The organism is Saezia sanguinis (assembly GCF_003991585.1).
Taxonomy (GTDB): Bacteria; Pseudomonadota; Gammaproteobacteria; order Burkholderiales; family Burkholderiaceae_C; genus Saezia; species Saezia sanguinis.
Genome location: NZ_PQSP01000007.1, coordinates 1 through 13696 on the forward strand (window position 1 = coordinate 1; position 13696 = coordinate 13696).

Consider the following 13696-nt stretch of genomic DNA (forward strand, 5'->3'; position numbering starts at 1 on the left):
GGTTTGTGCACGCGCTGGCCTGAGGGCTGGCCGCTTTGCGGATCGGTCGGGGTCGTAACACGGTGGCTGATTTCCTGCACCAGGATTTCGTCTTCGTGGCCTTCGACGTAGACGTTACCGACGGAATCTGCTGTGAATGCACCCTGGGTGATGTTGCCCTGGGTTTTGCCTTCAATTGAAATATACGCTGGGGTTGGCATTCTGAGTGCTCCTTGTTGAAATAAGTAAAACAGACATGAATTAAAACAAACGCGCTGCCTTCTGGCAGTTTCACTGAGATATATTGCAATTCATGTGCCAGCACCCTAGCCAAATATTCAACATATTGATTTCATTGAATATTTTAAATCCAAAACAAAACCAAAAAGAGGTTATCCACAGAAATCTGACTTATCCACAGGCGAAAACGGGCCATTAATGACCCGATTTTTTATAACTCGTTGATTTTAAAGAGAAACTATACCGGGCCAATAATGACCCGATTTTTACTAACTCATTGATTCCAAATAAGAATCACACCGGGTCAATAATGACCCGGGGGAACACCAACGCTATTCAATAGCCTCAAATCTCGTCGTTGGTTCAATCAATATCAGCTCTTCTACGGCTTCATCAAACCAAGTGCAGAACTGTTCCCCCTTACTCATGCCAACGACCTTGCCCCCACTCATTGAACGGTTTTGCATCCTCAGCATGAATGCTTTTTTCGGGCAATACAGGCATGTGTGATGTGAATTCCGGGAGAAAAAGTGAAGCAGATTCGCACCGGGTTGCTTCCTCTGTTCCCCTCTGATTTCAATACCAATGGCACCTCAGTTTAAAGGCGGGTTTTGGATTGTTCCAGATGAAATATTTTCTGAGTACCAGCAGCGCTAACTCAGTTGTGATAGGCCCCAGTTGCTGTATGAACAGAGAAGCACTTACAATCCTTGATTATTTTAAGAAGATTTCCATAGATGCAGGCTCATGCAGGCTGGGTGCTTTTGTGTTGCCTATGCCGCAAATGGAGATTAAACCAAAGGAAAAAAATGAAAGTTTTGATTCTGGCAGGCGGGTTGGGAACCAGGCTGGGCGAAGAAACCGGCATTCGTCCTAAACCAATGGTTGAAATTGGCAACAAGCCAATCATCTGGCACATTATGAAGATTTATTCTCATTATGGGTTCAATGAATTTGTTGTTCTTTGCGGATACAAGCACGAAGTCATCAAGGATTATTTTGTCAATTATTTTATGAATAATTCCAATGTGACCGTTGACTTAAGAACCAACGATGTCACCGTGCACCAGAACCTGTCTGAACCTTGGAAAGTCACTTTGCTCGATACCGGCAAAGATACCTTGACCGGCGGCAGAATCAAAAGAGCACAGGAGTACGTCGGCAATGAGCCTTTCATGCTGACCTATGGCGATGGTGTTTCCAACGTTGACATCACCGCACTGATTGAAAGCCACAAGAAATCCGGAAAACTGGCTACCCTGACAGCATACCAGCCGGAAGGAAGATTCGGCGCGCTCGGGATTGATGACGACGGTATCATCAGCAATTTTCAGGAAAAGCCCAAGGAAAGCGGCTCATGGATCAATGCCGGCTTCTTTGTGCTGCAACCTGAAATTTTTGATTATATTCCCAACAGCGACCGCGCCATCTGGGAACAGGAGCCTTTGAGAGGCCTGGCAAAAGACGGCCAGCTCCACGCCTATAAACACAGCGGCTTTTGGCACGCCATGGATATGCTCAGAGACAAGGTCGAGCTCAATAACATGTGGGACAGCAATTCGGCTCCTTGGAAAATCTGGGAGAAATAACAGAAATGAAACGCGTACTGGTAACCGGCGGAACAGGTTTCATTGGCACCCATGTGGTCAATGAGCTTGTGGCAAGAGGGTATGAAGTTCACCTGCTGACATTTTCCCAAAGCCGCCACAATCAAGCCAACTTGATACAGCATGAACTGGACCTGATGGACTCCCAAAGAGTCCATGACTTTTTGCGGGCCAACCGTTTTGAATCTCTGATTCACATGGCCTGGTATACAGGCCCCAAATGCCATGCCTCCAATGACAATATCAAGTGGACCATTGCAACCCTGAGCCTGTTGGAAGGGTTTGTTGAAAATGGCGGCAAAAAATTCCTAGGCGCCGGCAGCGTTTCAGAGTACGACTTCTCTTACGGCTACCTGCGCGAGCATCAAACGCCTTTGGCCTCTCCTTCGATCTACGGAGAATGCAAGTCCTCAGCCTATCACATGGGCAAAGTCTATTGCCAAAACAACCAGGTTGACTTTCAGTGGGCCCGAATTTTTAATTTGTACGGCCCTAACGAAAAGAAAACCCGGCTGATGCCATCGGTCATCCTCTCCATGCTCAAGGGCGAAGATGTCAAGGTCAGCGACTGTCTCAAAATTCAGGACTACCTGCATGTGTTTGATACGGCCAGGGGCATTGTGGACCTGTTTGACAGCAAGGTCCAGGGTGCTGTGAACATCAGCTCCGGAGAGCCGGTCCGGCTGCGCTCCATCGTTGAAAAAATTGCAGAGTTAACCTCCTTTAAAGGGCAGATTCTCTGGGGTGCTATCCCCTCAAGTTTTGATGACCCTTTTATTGCCGGAGATAATAGCAGGCTTGTTCAGGAGGTTGGTTGGTCGCAAAAGATCAAACTGGATCATGGTTTACAAATAACAATAGATTGGTGGAAAGAAAATCGCGATGTTTAATAACGTATATCAAGGCAAAACAATATTAGTTACCGGCCACACGGGGTTCAAAGGCTCGTGGCTCTCGATCTGGCTGACCATGATGGGCGCCAAAGTCATTGGTTACTCCCTTGACCCTTACTCTCAAAAAGGCAATTTTGTCGCCAGCCATCTGTCTGAAAAATTGTTTGCCGACATCAGAGGCGATATCCGCGACTACGAAAAGCTCAACGGCGTCATTGAAAAATACCAGCCTGAATTCATTTTCCATCTGGCTGCGCAGGCATTGGTCAAAACCGCCTATGCCAACCCCAAGGAAACCTATGAAACCAACCTGATGGGCTCGCTGAACATGCTGGAAGTGACCCGGCAGAATGCTTGCGTGAAAACCGTGGTCATGATTACCTCTGATAAATGCTATGAAAATGTCGAGCAGATCTGGGGTTACAAAGAGACCGATCGCATGGGAGGGTATGACCCCTATTCCTCATCAAAAGGCTGCGCTGAATTGATGATTTCCTCCTACCGCAACTCCTATTTCAACCCGCAGAAATACGCTGAACATGGCAAAGCCATTGCCAGCGTCAGGGCAGGTAACGTCATTGGCGGCGGCGACTGGTCTGACAACCGCTTGATTCCTGACTGCATTCGCTTTATCGAAGCAGGCAAAGACATTGAAATCCGCAATCCCAAGGCCACCCGCCCGTGGGAACATGTGCTTGAACCCCTGTCAGGTTACCTGCGTGTAGGCGAAAAACTGCTGGCTGACCCCATCCAGTATGCCACCAGCTTTAACTTCGGCCCCCATATTTCTGCCAACAAAACCGTGATGGAAGTGGTCTCCAAACTGGCTGAGTACTATGGCAAAGGCAAAGTCATTGATGCATCAAGTACCGCAGTTGTGCACGAAAACACCCTGCTCAACCTTGATGTCACCAAAGCTTATGTGATGCTGGGCTGGCACACGCAGTGGAACCTGAAAGAATCGATCGAAAAGACGGTCGACTGGTACAAAAAAGCACTGACAAGCAACGATATGTATGACTTCTGCGTTGAACAGATTGAAGAATACATCAAGAGAATGGAAGCATCTGCACCGCATCTGTAATCTGTAAGCAGGCTTCCCTGATCGGATGTTATTTTAATTTTGAATGAGAATTAACCCCGCCGCAACCCAACCACCTCTTTCTTTTGAGGTGGTTGCAATGTGGCCGGATACATACTTGTTTTGAATCACTCCGTTGCATGCAACGGAGTGATTTATTTTGAAAGATAGTTTTTACCTTTGGCCATTTAACGCCACAGAACCGGTTGCATACGGCGGCAACATCTCTTTCGCGAGATTAGCCATCAAAGCCAATGCACCACCGGATGCAAAGATACGTTATTCAACAGAACTAGTCAGGTACAGCAATGGATGAAATAAAACCTTTTTTCCAAGACAATTACGCGACACTCGCTTTTTCGTCTAGTGATTACTTTATCCCCTACTTAACCGTCACATTGAAATCCATTGTAGATAACAGCGACGAGCATACCAACTATGACATCATCATCTTTTCCAAAGATGCCTCAGAAGCCAATAAAAAATATGTCATCGACTTTATTTCCAGAAAAAACATTTCTGTGCGGTTTGTCAACGTCAAAGAATACTTTAAAAACCTCAAGCTTTACACCGCTGCGCACATCACCATTGAAACCTATTTCAGGCTGGTGATACCACTGTTTTTAAAGAACTTCGACAGAGTCTTATTTTTAGATGCCGATCTGATCATTACTGACGACATCAATAAGCTCTACAGCATGGATATCAAAGGCTATCCGATTGCAGCCACAGAAGAATGCCTGTTCTCTGCGCATATCCGCCTTTACGGCAAAGAAGCCATCGACTACGTTCATAAAAAGCTGGGGCTCTCCGACCTGGACACCTATTTCCAGGCGGGGGTCATGCTTTTTGATGTGAAGAAATTCAGTGAGTTTAATTATTCCAACAAACTCATGGAAATGGTGACCAACTTCAATTACAACATCCTGGACCAGGATGCGTTAAATGAACTGTTCAACAATAACTACTACCGGTTTGGCAACGAGTGGAACTGGCCGCCAATGCAAAAGCACATGAAGGAGTTGAAATACATTGAAAAAATGTCTCCCAACATTCGTGCCAAATACCTGGCCGTCACAGACCCCAAAATCATCCATTACGCAGACAAAAACAAACCCTGGCTCGACCCGAATGAAGATATGGCCGTCACATGGTGGGACTATGCCAGAACAACACCTTATTATGAATTGATCCTGTACCGGATGAATGAAAACCTTTACGCTAAAAAAGGTGAGTACGAAGAATATATTGCATACACCATCCGATACCAGGAAAACAAATCGAATTATTGGAAATACCGCATTCTGTCAAAAATCACCTTTGGCAAAAGACGGGCACGCCATAAACGGAAAAAACAAGAAGCCAGATACGAGCTGCAAAAAGCAAATGAAATTGCGCGCAAATTTGCCATCAAACTCGGGAAATAAAGCTTCTATCCGGTATCGGCACAGTTTAATCTGACAGAAGGCCTCGCCTTCTGTCATGAAAAAACACAGAATGATCTAGCATATAACCCCGGATGGACGCATAAAGTAGAATAATCTTTAGCTGAGTATCGTCACTATCCGGCACAGCCTTGTAAAGGAATTACCTGCAGCGCCAAACTCTATTTTTATATCTTGGACTGCACCCTGCCAGTGGTATTTGCTAAAACCCGGCACCTTTGTGAAGGAACGCCATAGCAAACACAGACATACCGGTTCGCCTGTTTTAATTTGGAGGTAACTATGAGCAGTTTTATTGACCGGATACTGGCAACAAGAATCAGAGTTAAACAAATTGCAAAATCGGTTGATGAAGTTCATGCTGTTCAGGACCGGATAGAACAATTGCTCAAAGACATGCAGCAAAACCTGCCTCATGAATTTGAAAGCAAGGCACAGGCTATACAGGGGAAAATTGACTCCCAACTGCAAATTGATTCACAACTGCAAAATGTCCACCTCACCAAGGCAGACACCCAGTTGCACCTGCTGCAAATGGCCAGGCTGTTCAACGACAACCTGTATCACCTGATCTTTCACCGGGAAGAAATTCAGACGCTGCACCAGTCCGTCTTTCCCCAGTTTGCCAATCAACATGAAGGCCGGGAAATTGCCGTTGTAGGCTGCGGCCCAACGCTCAAACAATACCAGCCAATTCCGGGTGCCGTGCACATTGGTGTCAACAAATCCTTCCAGCACCCGGCACTCGAACTGGACTACCTGTTCATTCAGGATTACGTTTCTTCAAAAGGCTATATCGAAGCCGCCAACCAGTACCGGCGTGGTCAGTGCCAGAAATTCTATGGCATCATCCTGGGCGCATATGAAATATCTATTCCTGCCATACAGGCCATCGCAGCCAACGCCTACCGGTATTACGTCATGGTCGGCTACTCGCCATTCTGCCAGGACATTCAAAACAACCCGCTGCCTAACTTTAACTCCATTACCTTTTCTGCCCTGGCCTTTGCCCTGCTGACCAAACCCAAACGCATTTACCTGGTGGGATGTGATACAAACGAAAGTGGTTATTTTGACGGCCAATTGAACCATATGGCCCAAGCAGATTTAATGCACTCTATCAGCATCAACAAACAGGGTTGGAACCATTTTAAAAATTTCATAGACATCTTTTATCCGGATATTGAAATCGTATCGGTCAACCCGGTCGGACTCAAAGGATTGTTCAAAGACATCTATCAATAGCGCGAGATTACCGTATGAAAGTATATGCATTTGTGCCGGCCAAAGGCTCCAGTGAAAGAATTCAAAACAAAAACATGCGTTTTCTGGAGGGCGAAAGACTCTACATCAAAGCGCTTAAAACGCTGTTGCAATGCACAGAAATCGACCGTGTTTTTCTTGACTCGGAATCGCAGGAAATGTACCAGCACGCCGACTACCTGCCCATTACATTTTTGCAGCGTGATCCGGCACTGGCCACCAACAAAACCGATGGCCACCAGATGTTCATGAACGAGGTCAACTCCTACCCTGACGCCGACATCTATGTGCAACTGCTGTGCACATCACCATTCATCAAACCACAGACCATTGATGAAGCCATCCGCAAGCTGAAAAACGATGCCAGCTACGATTCCGCCATCCTGATGAAAAAGGACAAATACTATTTCTGGAAAGACGGCCAGCCGGAATATGACCCCAACCATATCCCCAACAGCAAAGACTTGCCCGACACTGTTTCAGAAAGCATGGGCTTATACATCGTCAAAAAAGGAGCCGCCTTTGCCACCCAGAAACGTTATGGCACCCGCCCCTGGATGATTTTTGGTGACCCGCAGGAACTTGTTGACGTCAATAACGAAGAAGACCTGAGGTTTGCCGAAGTATATGCCAAAGGCATCAAACGCCAGGAAAGTGAATACCTGCGGCTGGTTCGCAGCTTTATCACATCCCCTGCACTCTCCGACCTGCTGGACGACATGTTTTTAGAAAAAGGAGAGCCTTGCGGCGCGGTTCTCTCCAACTGGGTCTGCAACCTGCCCGGCTCCACCGCACTGGGGCGGGCCAATACACTCAGGCTTCGCGCACTTGAAGAAGGGGAAGACTTCCACGGCATTTACGATGCGCTGGAATCCTACGCCGGCATTTCTGACAACGACATCATCGTTGTTGAAAACGAAATCAATGACTTTGCCTATTTTGGCGACCTGAACGCCACCCTGGCGCTCAGAAGCGGTGCATCTGCCGCCGTGATTGACGGCGCCACCAGAGATCCCAAGCAAACCCGGTTCCTCAACTTTCCGGTATTTGCCAAAAAATACAACGCGCAAGACGTCAGGCGCCGGGCAACGCTGGACTACATCAACAAACCCGTCACCATTGGCGGCATCACGGTCACGCCAGGCGACCTCATCTTCATTGACGAATGCAGCCTGGTTGTCATCTTTCAGAAATACGAAAGTGAAGTGATGAAAAGATGCATTCAAACGCTGGCCACCGAAAAAAACATCGTTAACGAAATCATCAACAAGTACCACATCAAAGACATCATCGACAACAACGGCGCGTTTTAGTAAACCCCAAAAACAGGGCAAGAAAATAGCTGAGCCCCAACCCGCAGTGCGTGCAATCCGGACTGCGGGTTTACTTTTGCTGAAGACATGGTGCGCCCCATACATCTTTGCATCACCCGGCCTGACAATACTGGTACCTGACCAAATACCAAACCAGACACCAGATCAAATACCGGCACAATTCTGAAAACAGATTTCACCCTGCCGCACCTGCCGCCGGTTTTTACCCTGCATACCCGATACACCCGATACTCCAGGCAAACCACCACCAGAAGCCATTTGCAACCCATCCGGTTGATCCGGGTTTAATACAAAATACCCTATCAAAAGGGGCGTTGAAACGGTGTATTTCAAACACCTTCATCCGCCTGCATCACGAACACGCCATCATCCTGTACTACAATGAAATCACCAACTGATATGAAACAACCGAAAAATCCAGGAGGAGATATGACACAAGAAATGACAGGAAAAGTTGCTTTGGTCACCGGGGCCGGTTCAGGCATTGGCAAAGCTGCCGCACTCAAGCTGGCAGCAGCAGGTGCTGCCGTTATCGTTTCAGACCTCAACAAAGAAAGCGCCCACCAGGTCACTGAAGAAATCATCAAAGCCGGTGGACAGGCAAGCGCATTTGTTGGCAATGCCGCTTCCGAAGCCGATGTCAAAGCCTCTGTTGAGCTCGCCGTCAGCACATACGGCGGGTTGCACGCCGCATTCAACAACGCCGGTGTTTCAGGCGTTTCCGGCTCTATCACTGAAATTACCGCTGAAGAATTTCGCCGCACCATCGAAATCAACCTCTTCTCCGTTTTTTACGCCATGCATTATGAAATTCCCGAAATGCTCAAGTCCGGTGGCGGCTCTATTGTCAACACCTCATCCATTCTGGGGCTGGTCGCCACACCTTTTGCGCTCGCGTATTCCACCTCCAAACATGGTGTCGCAGGCATGACCAAATCGGCAGCACTGGCTTTTGCAGCCAAGGGCGTTCGTGTCAACTCCATTCATCCGGGCTACATCGAAACCCCTTTGCTCGGCACCCTGCCCAAAGAAGCCATTGACTCCATGGTAGCGCTCGAACCCGTTGGACGGCTTGGCACGGCAGATGAAGTGGCTGAACTGGTGCTGTTCCTGCTCTCTGACAAAGCCTCCTACATTACCGGCTCACAATACGCTGTTGATGGTGGCTACCTGAGCCAATAAAACCGCCCGCATCTTTTTTCGCAACCGGTGCAACAGCCACGGTTGCGAAGCAGCAATCCATACAACAATCCACGCCCCTGATCAGACCTGGCCTCGCTGCATCTTTAATCCTGCATCCTTGCCCCTGTACCTGCCAGACGGCACCACGGCCAAACAACACCGTATCATTCAAAAACAACCCCGATTGCTCCATTTTTGGAACAGTGTAATCCATATTTTCATATTTATTTCATAAATGAATCGATAGATAATTCCTCCATCAGCCAGACAAGGACGCCACCATGAAGCAGAACAAAAAAATAACATCGCACCATACCGATGCCGCTATCGCCATTTCAAAAATATCCACTTGATCACCACGGAGTACACCATGAACAAACTGTTTGAACCTACCCAAATCGGCCGCTACACAGTCAAAAACCGCCTCGTTATGGCGCCCATGACACGCTCCCGCGCCCATGAAGACGGTACACCAGGAGAACTGGCAGCCGAGTATTACGCCCAACGCGCCGGCGTTGGTCTGATCGTGGCCGAAGGCGCGCAGCCCTCAGACGATGGGCAAGGTTACCTGACAACGCCTGGCATTTACACCAGTGCCCATATTGCAGGCTGGAAAAAAATTGCTGACGCCGTACATGCCAAAGGCAGCCATATCTTCATCCAGCTCATGCATGCCGGACGCATGTCACATCCGGACAATACACCGCACCATCGCCAGGCCGTTGCACCGTCCCCGATTGCACCGGGGGCACCCATGTTCACAGCCAAAGGCATGCAGGACATTCCTGCGCCCCGCGCACTGACCACACAGGAAGTGCACCAGACCATTCAGGACTTCCGCTACGCAGCCCGCTGCGCCATCAAGGCCGGTGCTGACGGTGTCGAGATCCATGGCGCAAACGCTTACCTGGTTCAGCAGTTCTTCGCGCCAAGTGCAAACACACGTACCGACCAATACGGCGGGTCGATTGAAAACCGCGCCCGTTTTGCCATTGAGGTCGCCGCCGCCGTTGCCGAAGAAATCGGAGCCAACAGAACAGCCATACGACTGTCCCCCGGCACAGCCATGTGGGGCATTGATGAAGGCCCCGAAGGTCCTGACCTGTACCGTTACCTGGTGGCAGAACTCAACAAACTCAACCTGGCCTATCTGCACATCATGCACCAGGGCAATGAGCCATTGCTGGCCGACATTCGCAAACTCTGGCAAGGCACATTGATCATCAACCGCCCAGGCCGGCCGCGCGAACAGATTGGGGCCGATATCAACTCGGGGCTGGCTGACCTCGAAGCCTATGGCCAGATGGTGCTGGCCAACCCTGATTTTGTCGAACGCCTGAAAACCAATGCACCAATGAACGATGCCGACCGCACCACATTCTTTGGCGGCACAGCGCAGGGATACATCGATTACCCTGCCATGCAAAATATCTGAGAAAGATATCTGGGAAAAATCAGGAGGTGGAAAATAAAGGGTTTCACCTCCTGTAAAAAACGGAGAATGACAATTCAAAACTCCGAATTAAGATCTTATATAGGTATCGTCTGCGCTGAAAGATCACAGTAACCGATACCTGCACTTTATGAAAATTTCTCCTGGCCTAATTATTTTCCCCTTCAATTCTTGAAGGGTAGTTTTCAATCCACTTTTGAATGGCACTGAGTATCTGTGAAAAATCATTTTCATCGAGATCAAAAAGCAGTCGCCAATCATCCTTTGATGTATAGGGATACTTCTGCGTAAAGCCAGGTTTAAGCTCGCAATTAAGAATTACCGCTATTCTGACGACGTTATCAATGCAGGAAACAAACGCCAGCTCAAGGCATGGCTCCGTAAAGCGCAGATGAGAAAAAGAAGGTAAACGCCTATCTGCCAATGCATTGAACCATGCGTACAGTCGGCAAAAGTCAGAGGCTTCTAGGGCAGGGTCAGTTTTTTCAAACAGATCATCATCCTGCCTCACAGTAACTTTCAGTAAGCACCAGTCATCTGCCAGATCTGGGAATTCATAACCCAGGATATTCAGCCTCAGTTCAACAGCATGATCTTTACTCTTTAATGAAAGCATTGAATAACAATCCGTTCCAAAGTGAACACTGCGTTTAAGCCATCAAAACTCATTTTATTCAACATGTGGTTTGCATACCCGTAAATCAAAAGACAAGACAGAAAAACACTCAGCGTGTTTTCATTCTTAATGGTTGTTAGTCTTTAATGGAAAAACCGATTTAGAGTACCAGTGTTTGTTGAATTGCCCGCTTTCAAAGCAATCCATCTTTCTATTAACTCAAGCAAACAATTCAATTCATTTTGTCACTTTGCATAATACTTGCGCAAAATCTCCGTCAGCCAATCAAACACAGCCAGCACATGCGCAGAGGTCATGGTGCGTTGCGGACGGTAGAGATACATCACCCAGCGTTTTCGCATCATCTCAGGGAATAACTCCACCAGCCTGCCGCTTTCAAGGTGCTTGTTGCACATATAGTCGGCCAGCAGCGAGCAAGTCATTCCAGCCAGGGCCGCAGAAAGTTCACTATAGGGGTCATCGGTGACAAAGCGCTGCTGTTTTGGATACAAATGCAAATCGTCGTTAATCGGCCAGCCCCACGCACGCCCCGTATTCACATTGATTAAATTGCTGGCAGGAAACCGTTTTTGCAAATCATCCAGATCTTTTGGCTGCCCGAGCCTGGCCAACAACCGTGGCGAAATGACAAGCTTATCCTGCATTTCGCTGATCTTACGAACAATCATCAGCGGGTCAGGCTCAAAACCGACCCGCACCCCCATATCAATCTGATTCTCAACTAAATGCAGCTTGGCCGAATCCACACGCCAATCTATGCGCAATTCCGGGTAATCCGCGCACCTCGCCACCAAGTCTGCCAATATGGCATCGTTTTCGGGCAACCTCAGCACAGTGATGCGCACCACTCCGCTCATATTGCCCTGCTTTTTTTGCGCCGTGGCAAACAGCTTTTCACCGTCCAGCAAGTACTGCTGGGCCCGCGGCAAAAAGCGCTCGCCAAACTCGGTTAGCTGCATATTGCGCGTATTGCGAACAAAAAGCAGTGCCCCCAACTCCTCTTCCAGTTCGGCAATCACGCGTGTGACCACCTGCGGTGACACCGACATCCGCAGCGCTGTTTCGCGGAATTGCAAGGTCTCGGCAGCGGTACAGAAATACTTCAAGGCATCCAGTCGATTCAGCATGATTATTCCTGTTTCGCGAATTATCAATTCCTGATTTATTCATTGTATCAGAGTAATCAGCCGCTGATAATCAACATATCCAGATAAATCTGATGCCCATTGGCAAAAAAACCAGCCGCATATTTCACCCATAAATTCACCAGCCAGGAACAGAAATGAAAAACTCTTTTTCCCGCAGAGAAATTTTACAAACCACCATTGCTGTGAACGTTGCCCTTGGCATCAGCGCATCTGCGGCAACCGCCAGCCCCCAACTTCCCGTCAATACAGGAGCAAATCATATGCAACTGACTCAAGAGTGGGACAAAACCTTCCTCAAAAGCAACAAAGTCGATCATCAAAAAGTAACTTTCAAAAACCGTTACGGTATCATGCTGGCAGCCGATATGTATATGCCGCAAAACACCGGTGATCAAAAACTGGCCGCCATTATTTTAAGCGGCCCGTTTGGCGCGGTAAAAGAACAATCATCAGGCTTTCATGCACAGACTTTAGCGGAGCGCGGTTTTGTAACGCTTGCGTTTGATCCGTCATTCACAGGCGAAAGCTCAGGCGAGGTTCGCAATGTGGCATCCCCCGATATCTACACGGAAGATTTCAGTGCAGCGGTAGATTTCATTGGCTTGCAACCTTTTGTCGACCGCGACCGCATCGGTGTGCTGGCCATTTGCGGCCTAACCGGCATGGCCATTACCGCAGCGTCAAGTGACTCCCGCATCAAAGCAGTGGCAACGACTGCAATGTACGATATGTCACGCAGCATGAGCAAAGGTTATCAGGACTTTTATACACAAGAACAACGCCAGAAAGTGGTGGATTACCTCAGCCAACAGCGCTGGGCTGATGCGGAACAAGGCACATTTGCCACAGGGCTGCATGAAGTTCCGTTTGATAAAAACGGAAACATCGTCAAAGCCGACCGCTTATTTCCTGATGCACTGCCGGCAGATGCCGATCCCGTTTCAAAAATATTTTTTAACTATTACAAAACACCGCGTGGTTTCCACCCCAGGGCAATTAACTCTACAACCGCCTGGACGGCGACCACACCCATGTCATTCTTCAGCTTCCCGCTCATGGATAACATCAAGTACGTTTCACCACGCCCTCTTCTGTTGGTGACCGGCGACAAGGCCCACTCCCGCTACTACTCGGAAGACGTCTATAAAGCCGCCTCTGAACCAAAAGAACTGGTGGTTGTCGCCGGTGCCGACCATGTGGATTTATACGACAACCTGGACAAAATCCCTTTTAACAAGTTTGAACAATTCTTTAAAGAACATTTGAGATAACTTGTTTTCAAACACCCTCGCGGTAAACCAAATCCAACCCCAAAAAACTGCCTGTCTGAAACATACAGGCAGGCCGCTTTACCTCACCGCCAAAAAGTTCATGGTAGACGGTGGCCCCTGATCTGCTTCCTTCCATTTTCCATTCAGCATCAAATAAACAAAA

Annotated in this window: 12 protein-coding genes; 9 read left to right on the forward strand and 3 right to left on the reverse strand. The window is 48.2% G+C overall.

Annotation, left to right across the window (positions count from 1 at the left end):
- Positions 1-200: type VI secretion system tube protein TssD (gene tssD / locus CUZ56_RS11275; protein ID WP_126980509.1), on the reverse strand; the 200-nt coding region annotated here is incomplete at its 3' end.
- A gap of 828 nt (positions 201-1028) precedes the next feature.
- Between tssD and rfbF the strand changes: the two genes are divergently transcribed.
- The 8 genes from rfbF (at position 1029) to CUZ56_RS11315 (ending at position 10459) form a co-directional block, all read left to right on the forward strand.
- Complete coding sequence (rfbF, locus tag CUZ56_RS11280) at positions 1029-1808, forward strand: glucose-1-phosphate cytidylyltransferase (RefSeq protein WP_126980510.1); 780 nt, start codon at positions 1029-1031, stop codon at positions 1806-1808.
- 5 nt (positions 1809-1813) lie between these two features.
- Complete coding sequence (locus CUZ56_RS11285; RefSeq protein ID WP_126980511.1) at positions 1814-2716, forward strand: NAD-dependent epimerase/dehydratase family protein; 903 nt, start codon at positions 1814-1816, stop codon at positions 2714-2716.
- Positions 2709-3803: a CDP-glucose 4,6-dehydratase gene (gene rfbG / locus CUZ56_RS11290; protein ID WP_126980512.1), complete on the forward strand. Its 1095-nt coding sequence runs from the start codon at positions 2709-2711 to the stop codon at positions 3801-3803. Before CUZ56_RS11285 ends, rfbG begins: the two co-directional genes overlap by 8 nt.
- A 305-nt stretch (positions 3804-4108) precedes the next feature.
- Entirely contained in the window at positions 4109-5227 is a 1119-nt protein-coding gene (locus tag CUZ56_RS11295; RefSeq protein ID WP_126980513.1) for a glycosyltransferase family 8 protein, read from the forward strand.
- Between the two features lie 300 nt (positions 5228-5527).
- The gene (locus CUZ56_RS11300; protein ID WP_126980514.1) at positions 5528-6490 is read left to right on the forward strand and encodes a hypothetical protein; all 963 of its coding nucleotides are present in this window, start codon (positions 5528-5530) and stop codon (positions 6488-6490) included.
- A gap of 14 nt (positions 6491-6504) precedes the next feature.
- A complete protein-coding gene (locus CUZ56_RS11305; protein WP_126980515.1) occupies positions 6505-7821 on the forward strand; it encodes an RraA family protein in 1317 nt (438 codons plus the stop codon).
- 450 nt (positions 7822-8271) lie between these two features.
- A complete protein-coding gene (locus CUZ56_RS11310) occupies positions 8272-9024 on the forward strand; it encodes an SDR family NAD(P)-dependent oxidoreductase (protein ID WP_126980516.1) in 753 nt (250 codons plus the stop codon).
- Positions 9025-9394: 370 nt separating this feature from the next.
- A complete protein-coding gene (locus tag CUZ56_RS11315; protein WP_126980517.1) occupies positions 9395-10459 on the forward strand; it encodes an alkene reductase in 1065 nt (354 codons plus the stop codon).
- 166 nt (positions 10460-10625) lie between these two features.
- Here CUZ56_RS11315 and CUZ56_RS11320 read toward each other — a convergent pair whose 3' ends face one another.
- Together CUZ56_RS11320 and CUZ56_RS11325 are read right to left on the reverse strand one after the other, a co-directional pair.
- Positions 10626-11093, reverse strand: a complete 468-nt coding sequence (locus CUZ56_RS11320; protein ID WP_126980518.1) for a WapI family immunity protein — start codon at positions 11091-11093, stop codon at positions 10626-10628.
- Between the two features lie 245 nt (positions 11094-11338).
- Positions 11339-12241 carry a LysR family transcriptional regulator gene (locus tag CUZ56_RS11325; protein WP_126980519.1) on the reverse strand — a complete coding sequence of 301 codons (903 nt, stop codon included), beginning with the start codon at positions 12239-12241 and terminating at the stop codon, positions 11339-11341.
- A gap of 155 nt (positions 12242-12396) precedes the next feature.
- Between CUZ56_RS11325 and CUZ56_RS11330 the strand changes: the two genes are divergently transcribed.
- Positions 12397-13533, forward strand: a complete 1137-nt coding sequence (locus CUZ56_RS11330) for an alpha/beta hydrolase (protein ID WP_126980520.1) — start codon at positions 12397-12399, stop codon at positions 13531-13533.
- Positions 13534-13696: the final 163 nt, after the last annotated feature.